Annotated in this window: 22 protein-coding genes; 10 read left to right on the top strand and 12 right to left on the bottom strand. The window is 59.3% G+C overall.

Annotated elements, in window-relative coordinates; all coding sequences use genetic code 11:
• Positions 1-13: 13 nt before the first annotated feature.
• Together FJU30_RS06625 and FJU30_RS06630 are read left to right on the top strand one after the other, a co-directional pair.
• Positions 14-1,039: a response regulator gene (locus FJU30_RS06625; protein WP_223881510.1), complete on the top strand. Its 1,026-nt coding sequence runs from the start codon at positions 14-16 to the stop codon at positions 1,037-1,039.
• Positions 1,040-1,317: 278 nt separating this feature from the next.
• Positions 1,318-2,118 carry a hypothetical protein gene (locus FJU30_RS06630; protein ID WP_150434184.1) on the top strand — a complete coding sequence of 267 codons (801 nt, stop codon included), beginning with the start codon at positions 1,318-1,320 and terminating at the stop codon, positions 2,116-2,118.
• Positions 2,119-2,160: 42 nt separating this feature from the next.
• Here FJU30_RS06630 and FJU30_RS06635 read toward each other — a convergent pair whose 3' ends face one another.
• The 3 genes from FJU30_RS06635 to menC all read right to left on the bottom strand — a co-directional run bounded on the left by FJU30_RS06635 (position 2,161) and on the right by menC (position 5,317).
• On the bottom strand, positions 2,161-3,093 hold the full coding sequence (locus FJU30_RS06635) for a LysR family transcriptional regulator (RefSeq protein ID WP_150434185.1): 933 nt from the start codon (positions 3,091-3,093) through the stop codon (positions 2,161-2,163).
• Between the two features lie 219 nt (positions 3,094-3,312).
• Positions 3,313-4,098: a MetQ/NlpA family ABC transporter substrate-binding protein gene (locus tag FJU30_RS06640; RefSeq protein ID WP_395858511.1), complete on the bottom strand. Its 786-nt coding sequence runs from the start codon at positions 4,096-4,098 to the stop codon at positions 3,313-3,315.
• Between the two features lie 106 nt (positions 4,099-4,204).
• A complete protein-coding gene (gene menC, locus FJU30_RS06645) occupies positions 4,205-5,317 on the bottom strand; it encodes an o-succinylbenzoate synthase (RefSeq protein WP_150434187.1) in 1,113 nt (370 codons plus the stop codon).
• A gap of 505 nt (positions 5,318-5,822) precedes the next feature.
• Between menC and FJU30_RS06650 the strand changes: the two genes are divergently transcribed.
• Both FJU30_RS06650 and FJU30_RS06655 read left to right on the top strand, forming a co-directional pair.
• On the top strand, positions 5,823-6,194 hold the full coding sequence (locus FJU30_RS06650) for a VOC family protein (RefSeq protein ID WP_150434188.1): 372 nt from the start codon (positions 5,823-5,825) through the stop codon (positions 6,192-6,194).
• Between the two features lie 143 nt (positions 6,195-6,337).
• The gene (locus FJU30_RS06655) at positions 6,338-7,024 is read left to right on the top strand and encodes a GntR family transcriptional regulator (RefSeq protein WP_150434189.1); all 687 of its coding nucleotides are present in this window, start codon (positions 6,338-6,340) and stop codon (positions 7,022-7,024) included.
• 21 nt (positions 7,025-7,045) lie between these two features.
• Here the strand turns inward: FJU30_RS06655 and FJU30_RS06660 are convergent, their stop codons facing one another.
• From FJU30_RS06660 to FJU30_RS06690, 7 genes are all read right to left on the bottom strand, one after another.
• Positions 7,046-8,098: a phosphotransferase gene (locus FJU30_RS06660; protein WP_150434190.1), complete on the bottom strand. Its 1,053-nt coding sequence runs from the start codon at positions 8,096-8,098 to the stop codon at positions 7,046-7,048.
• A complete protein-coding gene (locus tag FJU30_RS06665) occupies positions 8,091-8,825 on the bottom strand; it encodes an SDR family NAD(P)-dependent oxidoreductase (protein ID WP_150434191.1) in 735 nt (244 codons plus the stop codon). Before FJU30_RS06665 ends, FJU30_RS06660 begins: the two co-directional genes overlap by 8 nt.
• 133 nt (positions 8,826-8,958) lie before the next feature.
• The gene (locus FJU30_RS06670) at positions 8,959-9,777 is read right to left on the bottom strand and encodes an ABC transporter permease (RefSeq protein ID WP_150434192.1); all 819 of its coding nucleotides are present in this window, start codon (positions 9,775-9,777) and stop codon (positions 8,959-8,961) included.
• Positions 9,778-9,795: 18 nt separating this feature from the next.
• Positions 9,796-11,067, bottom strand: a complete 1,272-nt coding sequence (locus FJU30_RS06675) for an ABC transporter permease (protein ID WP_150434193.1) — start codon at positions 11,065-11,067, stop codon at positions 9,796-9,798.
• Between the two features lie 41 nt (positions 11,068-11,108).
• Complete coding sequence (locus FJU30_RS06680) at positions 11,109-12,137, bottom strand: ABC transporter substrate-binding protein (RefSeq protein WP_150434194.1); 1,029 nt, start codon at positions 12,135-12,137, stop codon at positions 11,109-11,111.
• A 275-nt stretch (positions 12,138-12,412) separates the two neighbouring features.
• Positions 12,413-13,873 (bottom strand): NAD-dependent succinate-semialdehyde dehydrogenase, encoded by a 1,461-nt coding sequence (locus FJU30_RS06685; protein ID WP_150434195.1) that lies wholly within the window; start codon positions 13,871-13,873, stop codon positions 12,413-12,415.
• An 8-nt stretch (positions 13,874-13,881) separates the two neighbouring features.
• The gene (locus FJU30_RS06690; RefSeq protein ID WP_150434196.1) at positions 13,882-15,147 is read right to left on the bottom strand and encodes a 4-aminobutyrate--2-oxoglutarate transaminase; all 1,266 of its coding nucleotides are present in this window, start codon (positions 15,145-15,147) and stop codon (positions 13,882-13,884) included.
• Between the two features lie 116 nt (positions 15,148-15,263).
• Here FJU30_RS06690 and pdxR point away from each other — a divergent pair, with 116 nt between their 5' ends.
• The 4 genes from pdxR to FJU30_RS06710 all read left to right on the top strand — a co-directional run bounded on the left by pdxR (position 15,264) and on the right by FJU30_RS06710 (position 20,873).
• Positions 15,264-16,760, top strand: coding sequence for a MocR-like pyridoxine biosynthesis transcription factor PdxR (gene pdxR, locus FJU30_RS06695; protein ID WP_150434197.1), 1,497 nt, complete (start codon positions 15,264-15,266; stop codon positions 16,758-16,760).
• 155 nt (positions 16,761-16,915) lie between these two features.
• Positions 16,916-18,010 (top strand): ABC transporter ATP-binding protein, encoded by a 1,095-nt coding sequence (locus FJU30_RS06700; RefSeq protein ID WP_150434198.1) that lies wholly within the window; start codon positions 16,916-16,918, stop codon positions 18,008-18,010.
• A gap of 311 nt (positions 18,011-18,321) precedes the next feature.
• A complete protein-coding gene (locus FJU30_RS06705) occupies positions 18,322-19,590 on the top strand; it encodes an acyltransferase family protein (RefSeq protein ID WP_150434199.1) in 1,269 nt (422 codons plus the stop codon).
• 251 nt (positions 19,591-19,841) lie between these two features.
• Positions 19,842-20,873 carry a DUF481 domain-containing protein gene (locus FJU30_RS06710; protein ID WP_150434200.1) on the top strand — a complete coding sequence of 344 codons (1,032 nt, stop codon included), beginning with the start codon at positions 19,842-19,844 and terminating at the stop codon, positions 20,871-20,873.
• Between the two features lie 81 nt (positions 20,874-20,954).
• Here FJU30_RS06710 and FJU30_RS06715 read toward each other — a convergent pair whose 3' ends face one another.
• Entirely contained in the window at positions 20,955-21,632 is a 678-nt protein-coding gene (locus FJU30_RS06715; protein WP_150434201.1) for a gamma-glutamylcyclotransferase, read from the bottom strand.
• A 757-nt stretch (positions 21,633-22,389) separates the two neighbouring features.
• Here FJU30_RS06715 and chaA point away from each other — a divergent pair.
• Together chaA and dauA are read left to right on the top strand one after the other, a co-directional pair.
• Positions 22,390-23,499 (top strand): sodium-potassium/proton antiporter ChaA, encoded by a 1,110-nt coding sequence (gene chaA / locus FJU30_RS06720; protein WP_150434202.1) that lies wholly within the window; start codon positions 22,390-22,392, stop codon positions 23,497-23,499.
• Between the two features lie 418 nt (positions 23,500-23,917).
• The gene (gene dauA / locus FJU30_RS06725; RefSeq protein ID WP_150434203.1) at positions 23,918-25,615 is read left to right on the top strand and encodes a C4-dicarboxylic acid transporter DauA; all 1,698 of its coding nucleotides are present in this window, start codon (positions 23,918-23,920) and stop codon (positions 25,613-25,615) included.
• A gap of 167 nt (positions 25,616-25,782) precedes the next feature.
• Here dauA and FJU30_RS06730 read toward each other — a convergent pair whose 3' ends face one another.
• Positions 25,783-26,199, bottom strand: coding sequence for a hypothetical protein (locus FJU30_RS06730; protein ID WP_150434204.1), 417 nt, complete (start codon positions 26,197-26,199; stop codon positions 25,783-25,785).
• Positions 26,200-26,472: the final 273 nt, after the last annotated feature.

The raw sequence follows: 26,472 nt of genomic DNA on the forward strand, positions 1-26,472 counted from the left end.
GGGAAACGGAAACATGAAACGCATGCAAGACCCGCGACAGACCATACTGCTGGTAGATGATGAGATCGCAAACCTACAGGTGCTGCGCCACACGCTGCAAAAAGATTATCGCCTGCTGTTCGCGCGGGACGGACGCAAAGCGCTTGAACTGACGCATCTCGATCGTCCCGATCTGATTTTGCTCGACATCATGATGCCCGGCCTGTCGGGTTACGAAGTCTGTAAAACGCTTAAACAGGATGCGCGCACGTCGGCGATTCCGGTAATTTTCGTTACCGCGCTGGCCGATACCGCTAACGAACGCCAGGGTCTTGAGATCGGCGCGGTGGACTATATCAGCAAGCCATTCAACCCGTCGATTGTTCGCGCGCGCGTCCGCACCCACCTGTCGCTGGTACAGGCCCAGGAACTGCGCGACACGCGTCTGCAAATCGTCCGCCGTCTGTGTACCGCGGCCGAATTCAAAGACAATGAAACCGGCCTGCACGTTATTCGCATGAGTCATTTCGCGCAGACGCTGGCGCTGGCGGCGGGCTACAGTGAAAATGCGGCGGAAGATTTGCTGCACGCGGCCCCTATGCACGACATCGGTAAAATCGGCATTCCCGATACCGTGCTGCAGAAGACCGGCAAGCTAAGCGACGAGGAGTGGGTCATTATGCGTCAGCACACCACCATCGGCGGCCGGATTATTGGCGACCATCCGTCCGGCCTGCTGCGTATGGCGCAGGTCATCGCCCTCAATCATCACGAAAAATGGGACGGCAGCGGCTATCCGCGCGGCTACGCCGGCGAGAACATACCGCACGTGGCGCGGGTGGTGGCGCTGGCCGATGTATTTGACGCGCTGACCAGCGAACGACCTTATAAACGCGCCTGGAGCGTCAGCGACGCCGTCGCGCACATTCGCCAGCAAAGCGGTCACCATTTCGATCCTGAACTGGTGCCGGTATTTATGGACTGTCTGCCCGATATTTTGCAAATCCGCGAGCGCTGGGCCGATACGCCCGCGCATTCCGACGATGCGGCGTCCGCCTGAGCCGGCGTTTTCTTCAGGCCGCGCCGGCCTGCGGCGGTCGGGCGCCACCGCATTGCTGAATTTCACCATAAACGCCCGTCCGGCGGCTGGCCGCATAGGGAAGCCGACATCCCGCGCGCGCTACAGCGGGCGGACCGTACGGCTGACGCATATTGCTTCAATTTTCCGCAAACTCATGGCGGAGTAAAATTAGCCGTTGAATTATATGGGAGATAATTTTATTAATAAGTGCGCTTAACAGGAGTTAAGTTTCCACTCATAACAGGACCGCTCTATCCATGAACACCATTGACACGCTTCTCCCGTCCGGCCCGATTAAAATCCTGCGTCCGGCGATCGCCCACCGCTGGCAGTCTCTGCTGGCCGGCATTGTTCTTATCATCGGCAGTATTGGCCTGCTGTACTGGGTCGCGCCCTCGCTGGCGCGCGATTATCTGATCAGCCAGACCCCGCAGGTGATGGACAACGCGCAAATCGATAACGGACGCTGCATAACCAAATATATCCTGTTCACCGACTGCTCGGCGGATATCGCCTATAACTATCAGGGGCAGCACTATGAAGGCAGCATCAACCTGATGTTTATCGACTTCAGCCTGGGCGACTATAGCGCCGATGTGGTGATTTCCGCACGCCAGCCCGAGCTGGCCACCCTGTCTCTGGGCATCGATAAGCTGTACAACCGTATCCTGCTGAGCGGCGCGCTGGTGCTGCTGTTGCTGGTCGTCGGCCTGTACAGCCTGTATTCGTCATTTATTCTCGGCCGGGCTATCGGTCAGGCGAAAAAGCCGACCGTGCTTAAAGCGATCGCCGTGGAGATCGGAACGCCGCGCAGAGAATGGGGGCAAACGATCGTCGAGTATACCTACCGTCCGACGGATAAAAAGGCGCGTAAACTGTTCAGCACGCTCGCCAAAAACGAGCTGCCGTTTCTGCTCGACGCTGAAAACGACCGCGCGCTGGCGGTATTGCCGGCGGGCAGCAATATCCCGGTGCTGCTGGACCAGGGGCTGACGCGTCTTGATCTGACCGACCAACAGCGGCAGCAGATCCTCAGCCAGGCGACGGCCCGGGCCTGAACGCGCTAAAGATGGCGGCACGCCGGACGCGATCCGGCGTGCTTATTCCTCCCCGACCGCCAGCGTCCGCCGGTGCCAGCGCTCAGCCTCCCGCATCTCTCTGCCGGCGAAATCGATAAATTCACCTACGGGCGCCGTCATCTGACGGCCTGACATGGTGTGTATCTGCAGCGCGCGCCGCTCCAGTTGTCTGGCGTTAAGCTCGCGCAGGCATACCGCGTCCTGCCGGCATTTATACAGCACCGAATAGAGGCTGCAGGCCGCGATGGCCAGCGGCGTATTCAGCGTGTAACTATACAGCGCGGACAGATTATTACAGCAGAGTGCTGGTTCAAGAAAGACGCCGTTAATACGGCAGGTCAGGTCGAATAACTGACGCAGCGTGGTGGAGGGTTCCGCCAACGCCAGCGGGTAGTCATGCAGATCGTTTAATGTGATCCCGCGCCGCGCCAGCGGGTGATCGGCGGCCATCAGCAACAGCATCGGCGCCGGCAGCGCAAACGCCACATCCACGCCCTGCTCCGGCGTCAGCACGAAGCGCAGCCCCACATCCACCTCGCCGTTGCGAACCAGATGCGAAATTTGCAGACTGCTGCCGGTTTTCAGCAGGAAAGAGACTGCCGGATGCCGTGCGCGAAAACGAGCGAACAGCACGGGCAGCAGATCGAACGCCAGCCCTTCCGTCGCGCCAACGCGGATACAGGTGGGGCGATTGGCTTCCAGTCCCTGAATTTCCGCCATGGCCTGCTCCATATCCAGCAAGCTTTTGCGGATATGGCTTTCCAGAATCCGGCCGGCGTCGGTCAGCGCCATGCCGCGCGCGCGCCGTTCAAACAGCGGGACGCCAATGCGCGACTCCAGTCGGTGAATCTGCCGGCTAATCGCCGATACCGCCACAAACAGCTGCTGGCTGGCGGCGCTCAGCGAACCGGTGGTGGCGACGGTAAGAAAATAACGAATCTCGATACTGTGCATCCGGGGCTCCGCACGCGGATTGATCTTCGTTAAGCGTTATATAAAAAGCAAACTCTGGCCGCAATCTTTATTAACAATGGAAAGAGCAATCTGTTTGGATGCGCGGCGCAGGCAAGAAAAAACAAAAGGGCGCGCGGCGTCGTTGACCCTGCGCAGCGCTGCCGACCATTGCCTGAATGTCGCCCTTCCGGCAGCGCAATGAACGAACAGCCGGCGAACTCAGCGGTTCGCCGGCGTCATCCAGTCCGGTTTCTGGAAGTCATAAAACAGCGACGTTTTATCGGCGAAGAACGCGGCAAACGCCGGCGACTGCACCGCTTCGCGCATATCGCGTACAAAGGGTTTATCCGCATCCTCCTCGCGCACGACAATCAGGTTTTTAATATCTTCCGGCAATTTGTCCAGCTGAATGGCCTGCGACAGTTTTAAACCCGCGGCGATGGCGAAGTTGGCGTTAATAAGTGACCCTGTCACTCCACTCAGCGCCCGCGGCAGTTGCGCCGCTTCGAGCGGTTTAAACACCAGCCCTTTCGGATTGTCGCGAATATCGCGCAGCGAGGCTTTAGTGGGCGTGATCACCGGATTAAGCGTGATCAGGTGATATTTCTGCAGGAATTCCAGCGAGCGCGCCAGATTAGACGGATCGTTAGGCAGCGTAATAATATCGCCGGCCTTGAGTTCGTCAAAGGAACGTATCTTGCTGGAGTAGAACCCCATGCTGGCGGTGGGAACGCTGATCACGGCGTATAATTTAAGCCCTTTATCCGCCATAAACCGGTTCAGGTAACGCTGATTCTGGAACAGGTTGGCATCAATGCTTTTATTCGACAGCGCCATATTGGGCTGGATGTAGTCGCTGAACTCTTTGACTTCAACCTGATACCCTTTTTTCGCCAGTTCCGGCTTGATCGCCTGGTTAACCATATCGCCATAGGGACCGGGCGCTACGCCGATAATCAGCGGCTGCGCCAGCCCGGCGGCGTGCCCCACGCCAACGCTCAGCATGGACGCCAGTAAAAAAGGCATAAACCGATTCAATTTCATGACATTTATCCTGTTATGTTCTGACGCTGGATGCGTTTCCCTGGTGTTGGAAACAATGCTTATCTCATTAGAATAAAAAGGTTTCTTGCTCGTAACAGTATTTATCGTACAGCGGCGTATTGATCTCGAAGCCGATGCCCGGCCCGTCGGGAACCGCGACCTGACTTTGCGCGTCGATGTCCACCAGCGGCAGCATAAAGTCTTCATGCCAGTAGCGCGCGGACGGCGGGATATCATTGGCATAGACAAAATTCGGCAGCGAAGCCACGGCGATGTTGTGCGCCTTGCCAACCGCGGTATCAAGCATTCCGCCGCACCATACCGGAATATTATGCGCCTGACAGTAATCGTGGATCAGAATGGTTTCGCTGATGCCGCCGACGCGCGCCACCTTGATATTAATGATTTTTCCGCTGCCTAATTCAATCGCTTTGCGCGCGTCTTCAACCGAATCGATGCTTTCATCCAGACAGATCGGCGTGGCGATGGCGGCCTGCAGCCGACGGTGATCCACAATATCGTCGTGCGCCAGCGGCTGCTCGATCATCAACAGACCCAGCCGGTCCATTTTTTTGAACAGCGCGATATCGTCCAGCGTATAAGCGGAGTTGGCGTCGGCCATCAGCGTAATGTCGCCAAAGGTCGTCCTGAGCGCCTGAAGGTAATCCATGTCTTTGCCGGGCTTGATTTTCACCTTAATGCGGCGATAGCCTTCGGCGAGGTAGCCCGCCACCACGCGCACTAATTCATCGGGCGTAGCCTGAATGCCGATGCTGACGCCGGCCTCGATTTTTTTGCGCGTGCCGCCAATAAGCCGCCAGAGCGGCTGCTGACGGGCTTTGGCGAAGGCGTCCCACACCGCGCCCTCCAGCGCCGCTTTCGCGCAGTTGTTGCGTTTGACCGGCGCGAAAATTTCCCTCACCTGCGACGGATGGGCGATATCTCCCGCCTGACGCAGCATCGGAATCAAAATATCGCGCATGATATGCCAGGCGGTAACATTGGTTTCTTCGTTATAGAACGGGATATAAAGCGCCGAACAATCGCCATAGCCAATCAATTGATCGCTGTGCACTTCCGCAATCGAGAAGTATTTTTCCTTCTGCGTGGCGAAGCTGGTGGTGAATGGCGTCCTGAGCGCCATTTTCATTTTGCGTAATACAATCTTATCGATTTTCATCGTCAGCCTGCCTGTCGGTGCGCGCGGCGGAACCCGATCTGCGCGGATAGTATGCGGCCTGACGAATCAGTAAAACATTCGCCGCCCGCAGCCGAAAAAGATGAATAAACATGCGGCGCCCCGCTTTCGACAGCAGGACTGCGTGACCTGTCTGAGGGTGCGCGAACGCCGGCGCCGGAACAGAAACGAGGGTAAAAACCTAATAAATTAAAAACGCTTAACTTACTGATAAAGTAGAGATAAATAAGCATTGCGTCAATGATAAAAAAAGCAAACGAGACTTCTCTTTATCAGAAATCACCCGGGGTATTCGGGTTACCCATACCGCCGCTCGTCAGCGCGTCGACCGCCTGGGCAAAGGGGGTTTTGTGCCGGCAATGTTTGACAGGATGCCTTCACGTTTCTGCGCGCTGCTGACAAAAACTGGCGGCAGCCTCGTTTACCTTACCGTCGCATCGGCAACGCCGAGCCGGTCACTCATCCTGCCAACGTAAGGAAACCTGCAATGTACGATCCAAACTTCATTATTTTATATGTAGACAGCCCATCGGACAGCGTCCGCTTTTACCAACAGCTGTTAAGTAAACCGGCGCTGGAAGCGTCGCCGACCTTTGCGCTGTTCGCTCTGGACTCCGGCGTGATGCTCGGTCTGTGGTCGAAACACACGGTCGAACCGGCGGCGCAAGCCACCGGCAACGGCGGCGAGATCGCGTTTTCGCTCGCCGACGCTGCGGCTGTAGACCGTTGCTTCGCCGACTGGACCCGGCGCGGGCTGGCTATCGCGCAGCCGCTGATCGGCATGGATTTCGGCTATACTTTCGTCGCGCTCGATCCCGATGGACATCGGCTGCGCGTATTTACCCCTACGGCGGCGTAACGCTGCGCCCGCCCGCGCCGTCAGCCAGATCGCCGCGCGGACGGGAACCTGTTTTTTCTGGTAATCGGTTATCGCCGCCTTTATGATGCATCATATTGAATATTGACTGGCCCGGATGTCGCGGGCGCGCAAAAGGTTACTCTGTGAATTACCCCATCGGCCCCATTAATCACAGCTATCTGGGCTCCAGCGTTTACGCCATGCTGCGTGAGGCGCTGATCAGCGGCCGGCTCAAACCCGACGATCGTCTGCGCATTCGCGAACTGGCCGCTCAGGTGGGCACCAGCGTAACGCCGGTGCGCGACGCCATTTTGCAGCTGGCGAAAGAGCGGGCGCTGGTGTTGAAAACGCCGCGCGATATCCGCGTCCCCTCGCTGAGCGAAGCGCAGTTTCTGGAAATTCGCACCCTGCGCCTCGCGCTGGAGGGCATTGGCGCGGAAAATGCCGCCCGCTACATTACGCCGCACAATCTGCAGCGCATCGAGGAAAATATCGCGCGCAACCGGATCGCCATTCAGCAAGAGAACCTGAACGAGGCGCTGCGGCTTAATAGCGATTTTCACCTGCTGCTGGCGCAGAATGCCGCGATGCCGATGCTGAACGGCTTTATCGATAGTTTATGGATGCGCACCGGCCCTCTGATCGCCCAGGCCTATGCGCATTTTTCTCTGCGCATGGCCATCGAACACCATCAGGAAGTGCTGGCCGCGCTCAGTCAGCACGACGGCGTCGCCGCCAGACAGGCCATTCAGCGGGATATTCTCGACGGCAGCGAAAAAATGCTGGAATTTATCGCCGTCGGCCAGGACGACGACGCCGACTCGCGCTAAGCGCGGCGCCGCCGGAAACGGCTAGCCCCTTTCCTGCCGGCAACACTGCCACAGCCGCGCCGCGCTATCCTGCGGCGCACAGGCCAGCAGGCGCTGCAGACTGCGCCAGCAGCGCGGCAGATTACGTAAAATATAGTCGCGGTTATGTGGGTACAGCGTGGCGCGCCATTGGGTCAAGGTAATGGTCAGCGCCATACGGGCCGCCAGCAGATCGGGCAATAGCGCCACCTCCTCTTCCCGCAGCGGCAGTTCCCGGTGATAGGCGGCGATAAACGGCCGCACGAACGCCAGCATATCGTCGCCGTCGCTGAGCTGGTAGGCCAGCGCGGTGGCCAGATCGCCGATCAGCGGCGCCTGTAGCGCATCGCCGAAGTCGATAACGCCGGCGACCTTGCCGTTGTCCTGCTCTTGCACCAGGACATTGTGCGGATTCAGGTCGTTATGGATCACCTGCTGACGTAGCGCGGCGAGGCGCGGCCGCACATGCTGCGCAAAGCGTTCAAGCACCTGCCCGGCCACCCGCCGCTGGTCGCCGTCCCGCATAAAGGACAGATACGGCAACGCCTGGTCGGATCGGCTGACGTCCCACAGCAGCGCGCGCCGGGCGCCGGCATGGCTGAATCCCGCCAGCGCACGATCCAGCCGGGCCAGCGTCCGGCCAAGATGGCGCATCAGCGGCGCGCCTGGCGTCGCCTGACTCTGCGGTATCCCGGCCAGATAGCTGACGACGCGCAACCGCAGACGGCCGTCGCCGATATCCGCCTGCGGCTGCGCGTCGCCGTTCAGGCTGCTGATCACCGCCGGCACTGGCAGTCCGCTATCCTCGCGGGCGATGTGGCGCAGCATGGCGAGCTGAAAATCGCTGACCTGCGCGGGCTCCGCCGCATTGATGAATTTCACCATAAACGCCCGCCCGTCGGCGTGCCGCAGATGGAAATTGGCATCCCGTTCGCCCTGCAGCGCGCGCATCTCGCCGGGCAGGCCGTACAGCTGACGCACGATGCGCGCCGCCTGACCGGGCGTAACCTGAGGCGGCGCCTCAGTGAGTTCGCCGTGCCGTGCGCGATCAGACATGCTGACCTCCATTGACCTGAATTTCGGCCCCGTTGACATAGGATGCGCCGGTGGTGCAGAGAAAATAGATCAGGCTGGCCACCTCTTCCGGTTTACCCAGCCGCTGCATCGGCACCTGACGTTCGATGATCTGCCCGGTGCCCGGCGACAAAATGGCGGTTTCGATCTCGCCGGGCGCAATCGCGTTGACGCGAATGCCGTGCTGGCCGTAATCAAACGCCATTTCGCGCGTCAACGCCGACAGCGCCGCTTTCGATACGGCATAGGCCGCGCCGGCGAACGGGTGAACGCGCGAGCCGGCTATCGATGTGACGTTGATAATACATCCCTGACTGCTCTTCAGCTCATCAAACAGCCCGTTGGCCAGCAGCGCGCCGGAAAACAGATTAACGTTGAACACCCGCAGCCAGGCGGCATAGTCGGTATCGCGCACGCCCAGCCGCTGACCGGCCGCGCCTTTGGGCGAAATCGCGGCATTTTCGACCAGCGCATCCAGCCGGCCGCCCAGCTTTCGTTTAATCAGCGGCAGCGCCCGTTGCAGGCCGTCGATGTCTTCCAGGTCCAGATGAATATGGTTCAGCAGCCCTTCCGCCCACGGACACTCGTCCACCCAGCTCTGACGCGATGCGGTAAAAATACGCCAGCCCGCCGCGTGGAAATGTTTCACCGTCGCATGGCCAATGCCGCGACTGGCTCCGGTCAGCAGAAGTGTTTTTTGCGCCGTCATAACGGATTACCTCATTAAATATTTGATGCATCATAAAAGGCGCGACAAAAAAACGCTGCGCGCAGCGTTGACGACACCCTTAATCGTAAAATACGGCGGGCCGGTCGACGCCGGCCGCCGTCCTTTTAATGCATTAATGCCCGCCGCGCAGCCGTTCGCCGCGGCGACGTAAAACCTCCATCACGATCAGCAGCAGCAGCGCCGCCCCGACCATCATTGAGGCCGCCGCGGCGATCGTCGGATCGAGGTTTTCCCTAATGCCGGCGAACATTTGCAGCGGCAGCGTGCGCTGGCGCGGACTGGCGAGAAACAGCGTCACCACCACCTCGTCAAACGAGGTGGCGAAGGCGAACAGCGCGCCGGAAAACACCCCGGGCGCGATGATCGGAAACGTCACCTTACGAAACGCCATCAGCGGCGTGGCGCCGAGACTAGCCGCCGCCCGGGTCAGATTCTGATCGTAATTCTTCAGAATCGCCGTCACGGTGATCACCACAAAGGGCACGCCAAGCATGGCGTGCGCCAGTACCAGACCAATGTAGCTGTTAAGCAGCGAAATCCGCGCGAAGAAGAAGAACATCCCCACCGCGACGATGACGATCGGCGCGATCATCGGCGAAATCAGCACCGCCATCACCAGCGATTTGCCGCGAAACTCGCCGCGCACCAGCCCGACCGAGGCCAGCACGCCCAGCACCGTCGCCACCAGCGTCGCCAGCGGCGCGATCAGCAGGCTATTGCCCAGGGCGCTCAGCCACTCCTGCGAATTAAAAAATTCGCGATACCAGCGCAGCGAAAAGCCGTTCAGCGGATAGCTGAGAAACGAACCGGCGTTAAACGACAGCGGCACAATCACCAGCACCGGCACCACCAGGAATAACAGTACCGCGGCGCCGTAGAAATTAAACGCGGCGTTCCATAAACGGATAACCACCTGACCCTGTTGTTTCATCTCTATTCTCTCCCTGGATTAGCGCGCCGCCGCTTCGGCCTGGGTACGCGTGACCCGGATGTACACGATATACAGCAGCGTGACGATGATCAGCAACTGAGTGCCGAGCGCCGCCGCCATACCCCAGTTCATCGTGGTATTGGTGTAGAAGGCGACAAAGTAACTCAGCATCTGATCGCCGGGACCGCCGAGCAACGCGGGCGTGATGTAGTAGCCGATAGCCATCATAAACACCAGCAGCGCGCCGGCCGCCACGCCGGCATAGGTCTGCGGCACATAGACCCGCCAGAACGCCACGAACGGATGGGCGCCGAGCGATATCGCCGCGCGTACATAGTTGGGGGAGATGCTTTTCATCACCGCATACAGCGGCAGGATCAGAAACGGCAGCAAAATATGGGTCATCGAGATATAAACGCCGACGCGGTTAAACACCATCACCAGCGGATGTTCGATAATACCTATCCCCAGCAGCGCCCGATTGATCAGGCCGCCGGACTGCAGCAGGACGATCCAGCTGGCGGTGCGCACAATCAGCGAGGTCCAGAACGGCAGCAGCACCAGGATCATCAGCAGATTGGCCCGTCCGGTAGGCTGCTTCGCCATCCAGTAAGCCAGCGGATAGCCCAGCCCCACGCAGAGCAGCGTCACCGTGCCCGCCATCACCAGCGTGCGCAACAGCACGTTAATGTACAGCGCCTGATCGTCGGGCAGCGCGACAATCTGCTGCGTCGTGCTGTCCACCTTGTGATCGAACGCCGCCAGCAGGTAATAACTGGTGAACGGACGCGACGCGCGATCCAGCGTCTGCCACGTGGATAACTCGCCCCACAGCGGCTGAGACTGAATCAGCTGTTCGCGCACGTTGCCGCTGCCCTCGGCGGGCAGGCTGCGCAGCGTGCGGGTAATCAGCGTACGGTATTTCGGATCCTCGTAACCCAGCCGCTTGGTGATCAGCGAAATCTGGCCGGCGCCGCGCGCCTGACGCAGATCCGTGACCAGCGCGGCCCACACAGGTTCATCGGGCAGTTGTTCGCCGGACCAGTAACGCAGCGCCTCGATGGTGGTCGGCATGCTGGTTCTCAGCTCCGGGTTCTCGACGCTTTTCACCAGAATTGAGGTGATCGGGAACAAAAAACTTACCACGATAAACACGAACAGCGGCGCTATCAACAACAGGGAACGCCGTTTATAAAACGCCTGGGCGCGGCGCATCTGCTGTTTCAGGGCATTTCCCTGCCCTGCCTGCGCGGATGACGGTTCTGTCGCCAACGGGTTACTCTGGGACATCGGCTCTCATCTCCAAAATGCGTGAATAATGACCGGACTGATTACTGTGCCGCCCAGGCGTTGAAGCGCTGTTCCAGCTCTTCGCCGTGATCGATCCAGAACTCCGTGTCAACCTGCAAGGCCTGCGCCAGGTTTTCCGGCGCGGTCGGCAGGTTTTTGGCGATAGCCGGCGCAATCAGCGACATCGCGCCCTTGTTGGTCGGACCATAAGGGATATTTTCGGCGAAAACTTTCTGGTGCTCAGGCTGGCCGGCGAACGCAATAAACTGTTCGGCCAGCGCTTTACGTTTCGACCCTTTGACGATCGCCCAGCTGTCCAGATCGTACAAACTGTTGTCCCATACCATACGGAAATCATGTCCTTCCTTCACCGCGGAGGAAACGCGCCCGTTGTAGGCCGACGTCATCACCACGTCGCCCGACACCAGCCACTGCACCGGTTGAGCGCCCGATTCCCACCACTGAATATAAGGCTTGATCTGATCAAGCTTTTTAAACGCGCGATCCGCGCCTTCCGGCGTTCCCAGCACCTGATAGAGATCTTCGCGTTTTACCCCGTCGGCCAGCAGGGCGATTTCCAGCGTAAATTTAGCGCTCTTGCGCAGGGCGCGTTTACCGGGATAAGTCTTCACGTCCCAGAAGTCATTCCAGCCTTTCGGCGGCGTAGCCAGCTTCTGCGCGTTGTAGGTCAGGATGGTCGACCACAGGAAGATGCCGGCGCCGCACTCAGATACCGAGCCCGGCACAAAGTCGTCTTTGTTGCCCAGCTTCGACCAGTCCAGCGTCTCGAACAGCCCCTCATTGCAGCCGCGCATCAGTTCAGGACCTTCCACTTCGACCACGTCCCAGCCTACCTGGCCGGTTTCCACCATTGCGCGAATTCTCGCCATCTCGCCGTTATACTCGCCGGCTTCGATGGCGCCCTTGCCCGCGGCGGCGAAGGGTTTGTAAAACGCTTTATCCTGGGCATCCTTATTCAGCCCGCCGAAAGAAACAACCGTCAGAGACTCCGCGCTCGCCTGGGCGGCGAAAGCGAGGCATAACGCTGAAAAAGCGAATCTTTTTAACATAGTCAGCTCCTGGCAATGTCGTGGTGTGATAGTCATAACAGGTGGTCTTTGATGCATCATGTATCAAAAGATTAAGCATGATCTGTGCCATATCAGTGAACGCTCTGAGGGCTGACAGAACAGACTTATTCCACCTGCTAAACCGGCAACAGGAACGGTGCGGCCGGTTTACTGCGTTGCTATTTGTGCGGAGAGCACATTTTTTATTTTCCTGCACTATTGTGGTGCACTGGCGCCCGTCGGCAGGTTCCGGACGCCAGCAGAAAAGCGGGGGGTTATGCCGGCCGGCCGAGATCCACGCAGAGATACTTCATTTCCAGGTAGTCCTCAATGCCAAAGCGCGAACCTTCACGGCCCAGGCCTGACTGTTTCACGCCGCCGAACGGCGCCACTTCGTTGGAAATCAGCCCGGTGTTAATGCCCACCATGCCGTATTCCAGCGCTTCCGGCACCTGCCACTGGCGCACCGCATCGCGGGTGTAGACATAGGCCGCCAGACCGAACTCGGTGTCGTTAGCCATTGCGATCACTTCGGCATCGTCGCTGAAGCGGAACAGCGGCGCGACCGGACCAAAGGTCTCTTCGCGCGCAAAACGCATCGACTGGGTTACGTCGCCGATCACCGTCGGCGTAAAGAAGGTGCCGCCCAGCTCATGGGGTTTGCCGCCGGTCAACAGGGTCGCGCCCTTCTCCAGCGCGTCGCCGATGTGCGCCTGCACCTTGTCGATGGCGTCGGCGTCGATCAGCGGTCCCTGCGTCACGCCCGGCTGCGCGCCCGCGCCAACCTTCAGTTTTTCGACCTCGGCCACCAGACGCTCGACCAGCGCCGGGTAGATCCCCTGCTGAACGTAGATCCGGTTGGCGCACACGCAGGTCTGGCCGCTGTTGCGGAATTTCGACGCCATGATGCCTTTAACCGCCAGCTCCACGTCGGCGTCGTCAAAAACGATAAAGGGCGCGTTGCCGCCCAGTTCCAGCGACAGTTTTTTCACCGTCGGCGCGCTTTGCGCCATCAGAATGCGGCCGACCTCGGTCGAACCGGTAAAGCTGAGCTTGCGGATGACCGGGCTGTCGCACAGCACTTTACCCACCGCCTGCGCGTCGCCGGTCAGGACCTGCAGCACGCCGCGCGGGATACCGGCCTGCTGCGCCAGTTCGGCCAGCGCCAGCGCGGTCAGCGGCGTCTGTTCGGCCGGCTTGACGATCATGGCGCAGCCGGCGGCCAGCGCCGGCGCCACCTTGCGGGTGATCATCGCCGCCGGGAAGTTCCACGGGGTGATCGCCGCGCATACGCCGATCGGCTGTTTAAGCACCAGCAGGCGCTGCTGTCCCTGCGGCGACTGCAGCACGCTGCCTTCGATACGTTTGGCTTCTTCCGCAAACCAGTCGATAAAGGACGCGGCGTAACCAATTTCGCCGCGCGCTTCCGCCAGCGGTTTGCCCTGTTCGGCGGTCAGGATCGCCGCCAGATCGTCCGCATGCTGCGCGATCAGTCGCGACCAGGCCAGCAGCGGCGCCGAACGCTCCTTGCCGGTCAGCTGGCGCCAGGCCGCCTGCGCGACGCGGGCGGCTTCTATCGCCTGCTCTGTCTGCTGCGCGTTAACCAGCGGTACGCTGGCCAGCGCTTCGCCGCTGGCCGGATTGGTGACGGTGAGACGCTCGCCGGTCAGACTGTCCTGCCACTCTCCGTCAATCAGACAGAGCTGGCGTAAGAGTTGTGGATGTGTCAGTTGCATACGATTCCTTATTGAGCAAGCGCCCGGCCGAGGATCGTCAGCGCCTGCGTAAACTGGGTTTCCGGGATAGTCAGCGGATACAGGAAACGAATCACGTTGCCGTTCACGCCGCAGGTCAACAATAGCAGACCTTCGCTCAGCGCCTTGTGCTGAATTTTACGGGTGATTTCCGCCGAAGGTTTGCCGGTTTGCGGATCGTTAAACTCAACCGCCACCATGGAGCCCTGGGCGCGGATATCGGCAATCGCCGGGCAGCTGGCTTTGGCTTTCTGCAGCGTTTCAACCAGCGCGGCGCCCAGGCGCTGCGCGCGCTGGCACAACTGTTCTTCTTCGATGACCGACAGCACGGACAGCGCCGCCGCCACGGCCAGCGGGTTACCCGCGTAAGTGCCGCCCAGACCGCCCGGCGCCGGCGCGTCCATCACCTCGGCGCGGCCGACTACGCCGGAAATCGGGAAGCCGCCGCCCAGGCTTTTCGCCATGGTGATGAGATCGGCTTTATCCTGATAATATTCCATGGCGAACAGCTTACCGGTACGGGCGAAGCCGGTCTGCACTTCATCGGCAATCAGCAGAATGCCGTGTTTGTCGCACAATTCGCGCAGGGCGCTGATGAATTCCGGCGGCGCCACGTTAAAGCCGCCTTCGCCCTGCACCGGCTCCAGCAGGATCGCAGCGACCTGGTCGGCGGCGATATCGGTGCGCATGATGCGTTCGATGCTTTCGATGGACTGTTCCACCGTGATGCCCTGGTGCTCACTCGGATACACCGCATGGAAAATCGAGCCCGGGAACGGACCGAAACCGGTGGAGTACGGCGCCACTTTACCGGTCAGCGTCATGGTCAGTAAGGTACGGCCGTGGAAGGCGGCGCTGAATGCGATGACGCCCGGACGACGGGTATAGGCGCGGGCGATCTTAACCGCGTTTTCAACGGCTTCGGAACCGGTTGTGAAAAATGTGGTTTTCGCCGGCCCGCTGATCGGCGCCAGCGCGTTGATGCGCTCGGCCAGTTCGACATAGCTGCCGTAAGGCACTATCTGATAAGCGGTATGAGTAAAGCGTTCCAGCTGTTCGCGCACCGCCGCCATCACCTTCGGATGACGGTGACCGGTATTGAGCACGGCAATACCCGCGGCGAAGTCGGTAAACTCGCGACCTTCGATATCCCACAGCGTGGCGTTTTCCGCTTTATCGGCATAAAAATCGCACATTACGCCCACTCCGCGCGGAGTGGCTGCCAGACGGCGTTGATTCAGTTCGCTATTGCTCATCTTTTCGCTCCAGAAACCGGTGATAGACACCCTGATTGTTTTACCTGCGTGTTGCAATTTATGTCCTGGTTGGTTCTATAATCCAGAGCCAGTTTTGAATATTTAAGGGATCCACTTTGCGCTCACTCCTCACCGACCTACTTTTACAGCAGTTGGGCAGCCAGCAGCAGGGCACGCTGAATAAACGGCTGTATGACAGCATCCGGCTGGTTATTCTCGACGGAGCCATTACGCCGGGCAGCCGGCTGCCTTCATCGCGCGATCTGGCGCAGGAACTGGCGCTGTCGCGCAATACCGTGCTGGCCGCCTACGAACAGCTGCTGGCCGAGGGGTATATCGAAACCCGCAGCGGCAGCGGCACCTTCGTCACCCGCCATCTGCCGGACGGAAAAATCATGCGCCCGACGCCGCACGATGAATCCGGCCAGCCGCCGGTGGCGCTGTCTCAGGCGCTGTCGCGCCGCGGCGCCCGGCTGTTGGGTTACGCCGGCGCCTCCGCGCGCCAGTGGGGCGCCTTTATGCCCGGCATCCCGGATATCGCCAGCTTTCCGCATTCGCTGTGGCGCCGGCTGCAGACCCGGCTGATGCGCCACAGCCGGCCCGAACAACTCACCTATACCGCCGCAGGCGGCTGCCCGGAGCTGCTGTCCGCGCTGGTGGATTATCTGCGCATCGCCCGTTCGGTCGCCTGCTCGCCGGAACAGATACTGATCACCGAGGGCACGCACCAGGCCATCGATCTGCTGACCAAAATGTTGTGCGACCCGGGCGACATGGCCTGGATCGAAGATCCCTGCTACTGGGGCATGCGCAACGTGCTGACCATCAACGGCCTGCGCGTGGAGCCGATTCCGGTTGACGACCAGGGCATGAACCCGCCTGAGCTGGAAAACGGCCGCCCTTCCCCGCGCCTGATTTGCGTTACCCCCTCGCATCAGTATCCGCTGGGCGCGGTGATGAGTCTGAGCCGGCGCCAGCGCCTGGTGACGCTGGCGCAGCAACACAACTGCTGGATAGTCGAAGATGACTACGACAGCGAATTTCGCTTCTCCGGCAACCCGATTCCCGCCCTGCAGGGGCTGAGCGCCCAGGCGCCGGTGATTTATATCGGCACCTTCAGCAAAACGCTCTATCCGGGACTGCGCGTCAGCTACATGGTGCTGCCGCTGAGTCTGGCGCGCGGCCTGCGCAGCGCGCACGCCGAACTGTATCGCGGCGGACACTGGCTGACCCAGATGACGCTAAGCCAGTTTATTCGCGACGGCCATTACGCGGCCCACATACGCCGCATGCGGCTGCTGTACGCGCGGCGCCGCATGAAACTCAGCGCGCTGATTGAACAGCGGCTCGGTCCCGAATACCAGGGCGATAACAGCAACGCCGGGCTGCATATGCTGCTGACGCTGCCCGCCGACGTGGACGATGTGCTGTTGAGCGCGAAAATCATGCGGCGCGGCGTGATGGTCAAAGCGCTGTCCAGCTACTACCTGCGCCCGTCCGTGCGGCGCGGCCTGCTGCTGGGCTATGCCTGCGTGGACGATGAAGAAATGGAGCGCGCCTTTGCGGTGATCGTCGACTGTCTGCGTGAAAGTGGAGCACGCGGCGGTGCATGAGGCCCTATCATGGTGCCTCACCCTCTCCGGCCGCACCAAAATAAAGCAATGCGGCCAGCGTTGTTTCGCCCTGTCCCGACGCCTCACTCGGTTAAGTTGTCTGGCATATTTTTTGCTACAGCAGACCCATACCGTGGCAACAAGAGAAGAGCTCCATGAGAAATTACGTCAGTTTCAGAAACATCCAGAAAACCTATGATGGCGACCGACTGGTGGTCAAAAATCTCAATCTGGATATCCAGGAAGGTGAGTTTCTGACCCTGCTCGGGCCTTCAGGTTCTGGTAAAACCACCAGCCTGATGATGCTGGCCGGCTTTGAAACGCCCACCCAGGGCGAAATCCTGCTGCGCGACGCGCCTCTGCATAATTTGCCGCCCCATCAGCGCGATATCGGCATGGTATTCCAGAACTACGCGCTGTTCCCGCATATGACGGTTGAGCAGAATCTGGCCTTCCCGCTGTCCATTCGCCGTCTCAATCGGGCCGACATTAAAGAGAAAGTGGATCGCGTCCTGGATCGCGTCAAATTGACCAGCCTGGCCGACCGCTATCCGGCGCAGATGTCCGGCGGTCAGCAACAGCGCGTGGCGCTGGCGCGGGCGCTGGTGTTCGAACCGCGTCTGGTGCTGATGGATGAACCGCTGGGCGCGCTGGACAAACAGCTGCGTGAGCATATGCAACTGGAAATTAAAGAGCTGCACCAGTCGCTGGAGCTGACCGTGGTCTATGTGACCCACGATCAGAGCGAAGCCATGACCATGTCGGACCGGGTGGCGGTATTCAACGACGGCATTATTCAGCAGATGGACCGGCCGAACGATATCTACGAACGGCCGAAAAACGCGTTTGTCGCCCAGTTTATCGGCGAGAACAATACGCTGCTCGCCACCCAGGACGGCGCGGAAGGCGATTTTTACCGTGCGACGCTCGACGACGGTACGCTGCTGCACGCGTTGAAAGTGCGCCCCAGCTCGCCGGGTAGAAAGATCACCCTGTGCATCAGGCCGGAGCGCGTGCGGGTCAATGCCCCGGCGGTGGACGGCGAAACCCAGCAGGTCAAGGCGCGCATCCAGCAGTTTATCTATCTCGGCGATCACGTTCGCATGATGACCGAAGTCGCCGGCCAGCCGGCCTTTATGGTTAAACTGCCCGCCAGCGAAATCCAGCCGCAGTGGCAGCCGGGCAGCGAGGTCACGCTCTCATGGCAGCGCGAGCATCTGCGCGCGCTCGACGTGGTAACCACGCACTAAGTCATTACCATACCGGCGGTGTCCGCGCCGCCGGTCGCGCGCTCGTCCCCTCATCCGCGACCTTGTCGCCATTCCCTCGCGCCGAACGCCTTTGAATCGCGTTTCCTCTTTATTATCAGCCGACGTTGCGCGTTCCGCCGGCGTCTCAGTGCCCGCCTGCCCATACCGATCCACCCGCAAGATGAACCGATCTTAAACAAGAGTGTAACTTGTCACACTTTACGCCATAGTCCTGGTTCGCCGGACGTGAATCTCGTCTAGAATAACGCGTTAACGATTGTTATTCCGGCTGAAAGCGACTGAGGATATAGATGAAAAAAACGACTACGGAGCGATTTATCGGACTGGAATGGCTGCGTTTCCTGCTCGGCTGTTACGTGATGATATATCACACCTTCCACGTTTACCCTCAGCGCAACGCCATCCCCTTTTTGAACGAACTGACCAGCATGGGATTTTTCGCCACCAGCACCTTCTTTGTGCTGTCCGGTTTCCTGCTGGCGCATGTCTACATCCGCGATGGACGGCTGCGCGAACCCGCCCGTCGCTTCTGGGCCAAACGCCTGTTCAACCTTTATCCGATCCATATCGTCGCCCTGCTGGCGTCCATCGGCGTGGTGTCGTTGATGCAGTGGCTGGCGGTGCCGCCGGAAGGCCAGGTGGCCAGCGCGCGCTTCGTTATCTACGATACCAACGAGCCGAATGTCGATCCGGCCACGCTGCGCCACTATATGACCAACGCGCAGCTGTGGTTCAACGGCGTGCTGCAGTTGCTTATGCTGCAGGCCTGGAATCCCTACTTTCTGACCTTTAACGCGCCGCTGTGGTCGCTCTCCACCCTGTTTTTTTTCTATCTGCTGTTTCCGCTGCTGGCGCCGCGCCTGCTGAACAGTCGTCACCCATGGATGTGGATGCTGATCCTGTGCGCGATCTACCTGCTGCCGCCAGTATGGGTGATCTGGCAGCAGCAGTTCGGCATGCCGTTCACCGGGTTGTTGCAACGTAACCCTTTACTGCGGCTGCCAGAGTTTCTGGGCGGCATCGTCGGCTACAGTCTGTTTCGTCAGCGTAAGCAGTTGCGCCGTGAACCGCTTAGCCGGGGACAAACCTACGCGCTGGCGGCGTTTATCCTCATCTGCTTCGTGGTCGCCACCTATCTGTTCACCCGCGGCGCGGCGTTCTGGTACTTTCTGCTGCATAACGGTCTGCTGCTGCCCGCGCAGGTGGGGCTGGTTTGTCTGTGCGCGCTGGCGCGCGATCCCGACAGCGAGCGGCTGCGCCACTGGTCGCCGCGCCTGGGGGCCGCATCGCTGTCGATCTTCGCGCTTCACGTTCCGCTGTTCAATCTGTTCCGCACGCTGGAGCAGTTGCTGCGCGGCGATCCGCTCGCCTGCTTCAGCGACTGGGGGCGCTGCGTAGCGGCGGCCGGCCAGGTGCAATTGTCGTTTGCCGGCTATCTGACGTTTCTGGCGGCAACCATTATTATTTGCCTGCTGTTCCAGGAACAGGTGGTCGCCCGCATTCGTCAGCGCCTGACGGCGCGCTTTCTGAGCCCCGCGCCGGCCGACCACGCCAGCTAAACGCGTCGTTGACGGAACACCGCCGGCGCCGTTGCGCGCCGGTGTTATAGCTGTTTCTCATCAATGGCATAATTGATAACAATTTACAGTCTAATCAGTCGCCGTTTATCACTAGAGCAATGCGGCAATTCCTGCTAATGTTCCCCATTCCGGATTATTACTCCGGTTACTTTTCAGCGGCTCAGCGTTGTTACAACGTGTATGAAAAACTGTCATTTCGGGTTTATCTGACAAACTGACTATCTGGCAAAATGAGACTATCCAAACAAGCATTATCCTCACTGAGTATCGTCATCACCCTCGGTTGCCTCAGTGCTGTTCCGGCCCAGGCCGATACCATCTGGCTGACCAATGGCGACCAGCTCACCGGCAAAATCACCCTGCTTGACGGCGGTAAGCTGTTTATCGATACCGACTATGCCGGCAGCGTATCGGTCGCCTGGGACAAGGTGAAAACCTTTGAGGCGCAAAACGGGCTGATTATCCAGGGCGAACGCTATCACGATGGCGTGCTGTACCCATCGATTAAGGCCGGCGACAACCGCCATATTCTGGTAAAACAGACCGGAGGCGACGAGCAGACGCTGCCGCTCAGCAATATCACCACCCTCGTCGCGCCGAAACCGCTGGTTCTGGATTTCGCCTGGAAAGGGAATATTGACGCCGGTCTGTCGCATAAGAAGAGCTCCACCACCACCGATAACTATGACGTTACGCTGAGCACCTCGGCCAGACACGGCACCTGGCGCCATAATGTCGACGCCAGCTACCACAAGGCCGAAGAAGATAAGGTCGAGAGCACTAAGAAAATTGGCGGCGAATACGCGCTGGATAAGTTTGTTGATGAACACTTCTTCCTGCAGGGACGTTACCAATACAAGCGCGACTGGCTGGAAAACATTAAGATTAACCGCAGCCTCGGTTTCGGTCCCGGTTACCAGTTCTGGGATAACGATCTGGGCGCGTTCTCGCTGACGGCGCTGATTAACTCGCAGACCTTCGTCTACCAGGACGACGGGCGCGACGATTTCTACTCCGGCACGCTGAAATGGTCATGGAACCGCTACCTGTACAGTAAAACCATCGAGGCCTTCACCAGCGGCGAAATCGGCCGCTCGTTCGATGCCACGACCGAGATGGATTTAAGCGCCGATATGGGACTGCGCTTTAAGCTGACCGACTGGTCCTCCATGAGCATGAAAGTAACCCGCACCCGCACGCTGAGCGCGCAGGGCAACACCAACGACACGCTCTACACCATGGGCGTCGGCGTCGGCTGGTAAGCCGACCGGGCACATCTGAAGCCATGGCCGCTCCGGCGCCGTGGCTTTTTTTACGCCTCTCTGCGCTGATGCCGCGCCGCCTCACTCCCCGGGGGCCGCGTCGCGCTGCTGCAACAAACGCACCTGACGCGCCAGCTCATACAGTTCTTCGTCGCTCATACCGTAATTTTTCAACTCCTGTTCCAGCGAAAACAGATACTGGGCATTGGTGCCCAACGGCCCGCTGGCGCAGGCGATCAACGGCGCGATGTGCTGGATGCAGGTATCCTTTTCCACCAGCGGATGCGCCGGCTCGGTGACGAAAGCCAGCGCAGTGACAGTGTCACCGCCATGTAAATCCAGACTGCACCACTGCGGCCGATAGCAGCCGGTGACCATTTCGCGCTTCCATAGCAGCTCAAGCTCTTCGCGCATCGTCGCTTCCGGCAGGCGGAACGCCAGCCCCGTGGTGTTGCCGCCTGGCTCCAGCGCCAGCATCCGGCCCGGGTGCGTGGCGGTGCCGCGGCCGGAGGTCAGGCGCAAACAAAACGTCCGGTGCCAGCCATTCAGCGTGGCAAGACAAATTTCGTCGGCGTCAAACACCGGATTCCACATCAGCGAACCGTAACCAAACACCCAGACCGGGCAGTTATCCGGCCGTTCAGCCAGGGTATGGTTTAATGACGCCTGCCGCTGCTGCGGCGTTAATAACAGTCTTTCCTCAATAATACCGAAAGATGTTCTGCAATCTGCTTTCTGCAAAAATTCACGTGTTAACACAACCGACAATCCCCGCTACGTACTACCTGATCCCTTTAATAACTGCTCTCCTGACCAGACGCGATGCTGGTTAATATTGCGGCAGTAACCACATGAGATTATTCATTTCCGCCGCCGCAATCAAGGTCGATAGCGGTCACAAAAAGTAAAAAAGTACATTTTAGGACACTTATGGGGAAATTGTATGCCGTGTCGATCCGCGCCCGACGGCGACAGGCCAATTTATCAAACTGGCGGGCATCATCGTCTGGTTTCGGCGCGGCGCCGTTATGCGCGCAACGGGAAAAGGAGGTGACGTAAATCCGCCTTATGCTGCGCTATACTCGCGAAGTGAGTTAAACAAAGAGAATTTTTAGCGGATAATGTCGCGGCACGCCAGATAACGCTGAGAGTTATCCGCAAAAAAAACCTTATAGCTCATCATGAAATGGTCATATATTAAGAATATTGCCATCATTTTGCGTTATTTAGCGGTAAGCGGTAAAAATAAGTAAATTATCCGCATTCCCCGCCATGAATCTGTTAATCTGTAATTCTTTTTTACGTCATGGTAACGCTTCAGCAACCAGCGTGAAATATCTCGGGTGACATGCGCTTAGCATCTATGCTTAATCACTGAGTCCGACGATCCGCAGTCTATTCCAGGATGCGGAACCCGAAGTAATTCGCGTTGCGGTAAGGCAACAGAATCGCCTGGCGCGATGAAGGGGATATTACCATAACGTACTTTTCCTCAATGGATAAGGAGAGCCCTGTCATGAAGGCTGTACACGAGGTCGAACACACCGAAGTAAGCAAAACGCGCCACCGCGAATATTCGCTGATTGTCCCCATCGTGACGATCGGCATCCTGCTGACCTGGGGAGGCACCGACAACTTTCTGTTGATTATCGCCATCAATGCGCTGGCGCTGGCCGGGATTTTGGCCAGCGCGTTCAGCGTGGTGCGCCATGCCGACGTGCTGGCGCATCGGCATGGCGAACCTTTTGGCTCGCTGATCCTCAGCCTGTCGGTGGTTATCCTTGAAGTCAGCCTGATCTCGGCGCTGATGGCGACCGGCGACGCCGGCCCTACGCTGATGCGCGACACGCTGTATTCGATCATCATGATCGTCAGCGGCGGTCTGGTCGGTTTCGCGCTGCTGCTGGGCGGCCATAAATTTGCGACCCAGCACGTTAACCTGATGGGTATCAAACAGTATCTGATGGCGCTGTTTCCACTGTCGGTCATCGTGCTGGTGCTGCCGACCTCGCTGCCCGACGGTAACTTCTCTATCCCTCAGGCGTTGATCGCCGCCGCCATCTCCGCAGTCATGTATGGCGTGTTTCTGTTGATCCAGACCCGTACTCATCAGAGCCTGTTTGTCCATGAGCATGAAGACGGCGACGACGACGACCCGCACGGCAAGCCGTCCGTGCACAGTTCGCTCTGGCATACCCTATGGTTGATTATCCATCTGTGCGCGGTCATCGCGGTCACCAAACTGGATTCCGCTCCGCTGGAAACGCTGCTCAGCACGCTGAACGCGCCTCAGCAGTTTACCGGTTTCCTGGTGGCCCTGCTGATCCTGTCGCCCGAAGGGCTGGGCGCGATTAAAGCCGTTCTGCGCAATCAGGTGCAGCGCGCCATGAACCTGTTCTTCGGCTCGGTGCTGGCGACCATCTCCCTGACCGTGCCGGCGGTGACCATTATCGCCATTGTTACCGATCACCCGCTCGAATTCGGTCTGGAGCTGCCGCAAATCGTGGTGATGTGCTCGGCGATGGTGCTGTGTAATATCTCGTTTTCCACCGGCAGAACCAACGTACTCAACGGTAGCGCCCATTTGGCGCTGTTCGCGGCTTATCTGATGACCATCATGCTATAACGCACAATGCGGCGGGCGGCTTTGAACGCCTCCCCGCCGCGGCGATTTTCGTACTTTCCCTGCCTTTAACCCGCCCTGCGCTTCTGACCGGTAAAACCGAGGCTTGAACGCGTCCGATGCCGGTGTGCCGCCGACGTGCGGACGGCGCGATCGTATTCCTGTCCAGCGCGCGCCGATTCACGTCGCAACCGGCCGTATCACCGCCATCGACATCGCCCGTTGACGGCCGAAAAGGCGTTTAACCCTTCACCGGCCGCGTCCTTTCTGGCCGCAAAAAATTTTCATCTATCGGGTTGGCGCTTGATGTATATCTGGATTTTTGTTGGATAAAGGGCGTATCGTAGTGGCTTCCATTCAACGACGGACCTCAGTCGGCCCGCCATTTTTTTGTCTTTTCTACATTTGGTTCAAGCCTTAGATGAAAACGCACGGAATTAACGGTATCAGGCCGTTCAGCGCACTTATTGACGCATGCGGGCGCGAGAAATATACATCACAACGCCTTATTCAGGACATTATCGCCGGTATTACAGTCGGCATCATTGCCATCCCCCTTGCCATGGCGCTGGCCATCGCCAGCGGCGTACCGCCACAATATGGTCTCTACACCTCAGCTATCGCCGGGATTGTCATCGCCGTGACCGGCGGATCGCGCTACAGCGTTTCCGGACCGACCGCGGCCTTTGTGGTGATTCTGTATCCGGTATCGCAACAGTTTGGCATCTCCGGCCTGCTGATAGCCACGCTGCTTTCGGGGGTCTTTCTGCTGCTGATGGGGCTGGCGCGGCTCGGGCGGCTGATCGAATACATCCCGCTCTCGGTTACGCTGGGCTTCACCTCCGGGATCGGGATCACTATCGCCACCATGCAGGTGAAAGATTTCCTCGGTCTGCATATGAGCACGGTGCCGGAACACTACATCGACAAAGTCGTCGCGCTGGCGCAGGCGGTGCCCACGCTGCAGGTCGGCGATACGCTGATCGGCATCGTTACGCTGTTTGTGCTGATTAGCTGGCCTAAGCTGGGCATTCGCCTGCCGGGCCATCTGCCGGCGCTGCTGGCCGGCGTCGCCGTAATGGGTATCCTTTCGCTGTTCGATGTGCATGTCGCCACCATCGGTTCCCGCTTTAGCTACACGCTGGCCGACGGCACGTTGGGCAAAGGGATCCCGCCGATTCTGCCGCAGTTTGTGCTGCCGTGGAATTTGCCGTCCGCCAGCGGACAGAGCATCGATCTCAGTTGGCAGAGCCTGTCCGCCCTGTTGCCTGCCGCCTTTTCCATGGCGGTACTCGGCGCGATTGAGTCGCTGCTGTGCGCGGTGGTGCTGGACGGCATGACCGGCAAGAAACATAACTCCAATGCGGAGCTGATGGGTCAGGGGTTCGGCAACATCGTCGCGCCGTTCTTCGGCGGCATCACCGCCACCGCGGCGATTGCCCGTTCCGCCGCCAACGTGCGCGCCGGCGCCACCTCGCCGGTATCGGCCATTGTTCACGCCCTGCTGGTGCTGCTGGCGCTGCTGGTGCTGGCGCCGTGGCTGTCCTACCTGCCGCTGGCGGCGATGGCGTCACTGCTGCTGATGGTGGCCTGGAATATGAGCGAGGCGCATAAAGTCGTCGATCTGCTGCGTCACGGGCCGAAGGACGATATCATTGTGATGCTGCTGTGCCTGTCGCTGACCGTCCTGTTCGATATGGTTATCGCCATCACCGTCGGTATCGTCCTGGCCTCGCTGCTGTTTATGCGCCGCATTGCGCGCATGACCCGCGTAAGCGAGCTGCCGGGCACTCACGCGCAGCAGCGCCTGGTGCTAAGGGTCAACGGTCCGCTGTTCTTCGCCGCCGCCGAGCGCATCTTCAGCGAACTGCTGAGCCGCAGCGAAGACTACCAGACGATCGTTCTGCAGTGGGATGCGGTGCCGGTACTGGATGCCGGCGGACTGAACGCGTTTCTGCGTTTCACCGACGTACTGCCGGCCAGCAAACGGTTAATCATCACCGATATCCCGTTCCAGCCACTGAAAACGCTGGCGCGCGCCAACGTTAACCCGATAGAGGGACGGTTAAGTTTCTATCCGACGCTGGCTCAGGCGCTGGAAGAAACCGCGCCGGCCTGATCGGGGCGAGTCGTATCGACCTGAATATTTCGGGTTGCGGGATACAACGTTATCGTTTTGTACAACGCCGAACGCGGGATCTTTATAGAGAGGCGCATGAATGCGCCTCGTCACGCGACACCCCGAAGTATCACTGATATAGATTGAGCCCCGCCGGGGCTCAATGTTTAATGCGCCACGTGCGGCGGGAATAGCACCGACAGGCGTTCGCCCTGCTGACTCAGCGTCAGCGGCCGCCGATATTGCCGGGCAATGGCGGCGATCTGCCGTTCGGAAAGCGCATACGGCAGCCGAATATCAAACATCCCCACGCCCTGCTGCTGCGCCAGCGTAATCAGGCGCACTATGTTGGTCTCATCGCTAAGCTGGGTAGATACCACCTGCAGCGCCAGCGCATTAAGCTGCTCTTTCGGGCTATCGCGCGCGACCCGCGGCCTTCTCAACACCATGCCGAAGATCGGCATTACCCCATAAATCGCCTCGACAAAGCGCCAGCGTTTTTTACACGAGGCAGACAGGAAGCCGACGTAATCAAAACAGACCCCTTCGCCGAATTGCGCAGACACTGGGCGATCTTCGCTCATTCCCATCACTCCTTTTCCTTCCGGTTATCGGACGCGCCCGTCGGGCTAAAAACGTTGTCAGACGATTATCGCCTGGTCATCAGGCAGAGCGGCGGATCCAGAGAGCCCGGCGCCGATGCAGCCGGAAAACGCGTCCTGCGACGTATTGGTTAGTATAACGTCATCGCGCCGGCGAACCGGAATCCAGTCTATATTGTCGCGAATTATCGGTCATTCCTTTCTCCGTTTAGCAGCGGACGTCGGCTTCCCCCCGCCATCCTGTCCGCTATCGGG

The organism is Affinibrenneria salicis (assembly GCF_008710095.1).

Bases quoted from the DNA above. Each gene is read 5' to 3' on its own strand.
- menC (WP_150434187.1), bottom strand. From the start codon at position 5,317: ATGAAAATCGATAAGATTGTATTACGCAAAATGAAAATGGCGCTCAGG.
- FJU30_RS06700 (WP_150434198.1), top strand. From the start codon at position 16,916: ATGAGAAATTACGTCAGTTTCAGAAACATCCAGAAAACCTATGATGGC.
- FJU30_RS06675 (WP_150434193.1), bottom strand. From the start codon at position 11,067: ATGTCCCAGAGTAACCCGTTGGCGACAGAACCGTCATCCGCGCAGGCA.
- FJU30_RS06630 (WP_150434184.1), top strand. From the start codon at position 1,318: ATGAACACCATTGACACGCTTCTCCCGTCCGGCCCGATTAAAATCCTG.
- FJU30_RS06670 (WP_150434192.1), bottom strand. From the start codon at position 9,777: ATGAAACAACAGGGTCAGGTGGTTATCCGTTTATGGAACGCCGCGTTT.
- FJU30_RS06650 (WP_150434188.1), top strand. From the start codon at position 5,823: ATGTACGATCCAAACTTCATTATTTTATATGTAGACAGCCCATCGGAC.
- FJU30_RS06690 (WP_150434196.1), bottom strand. From the start codon at position 15,147: ATGAGCAATAGCGAACTGAATCAACGCCGTCTGGCAGCCACTCCGCGC.
- FJU30_RS06640 (WP_395858511.1), bottom strand. From the start codon at position 4,098: ATGCTGAGCGTTGGCGTGGGGCACGCCGCCGGGCTGGCGCAGCCGCTG.
- FJU30_RS06685 (WP_150434195.1), bottom strand. From the start codon at position 13,873: ATGCAACTGACACATCCACAACTCTTACGCCAGCTCTGTCTGATTGAC.
- FJU30_RS06710 (WP_150434200.1), top strand. From the start codon at position 19,842: ATGAGACTATCCAAACAAGCATTATCCTCACTGAGTATCGTCATCACC.
- FJU30_RS06665 (WP_150434191.1), bottom strand. From the start codon at position 8,825: ATGACGGCGCAAAAAACACTTCTGCTGACCGGAGCCAGTCGCGGCATT.
- FJU30_RS06680 (WP_150434194.1), bottom strand. From the start codon at position 12,137: ATGTTAAAAAGATTCGCTTTTTCAGCGTTATGCCTCGCTTTCGCCGCC.
- FJU30_RS06705 (WP_150434199.1), top strand. From the start codon at position 18,322: ATGAAAAAAACGACTACGGAGCGATTTATCGGACTGGAATGGCTGCGT.
- FJU30_RS06635 (WP_150434185.1), bottom strand. From the start codon at position 3,093: ATGCACAGTATCGAGATTCGTTATTTTCTTACCGTCGCCACCACCGGT.
- FJU30_RS06660 (WP_150434190.1), bottom strand. From the start codon at position 8,098: ATGTCTGATCGCGCACGGCACGGCGAACTCACTGAGGCGCCGCCTCAG.
- FJU30_RS06730 (WP_150434204.1), bottom strand. From the start codon at position 26,199: ATGAGCGAAGATCGCCCAGTGTCTGCGCAATTCGGCGAAGGGGTCTGT.
- chaA (WP_150434202.1), top strand. From the start codon at position 22,390: ATGAAGGCTGTACACGAGGTCGAACACACCGAAGTAAGCAAAACGCGC.
- FJU30_RS06625 (WP_223881510.1), top strand. From the start codon at position 14: ATGAAACGCATGCAAGACCCGCGACAGACCATACTGCTGGTAGATGAT.
- dauA (WP_150434203.1), top strand. From the start codon at position 23,918: ATGAAAACGCACGGAATTAACGGTATCAGGCCGTTCAGCGCACTTATT.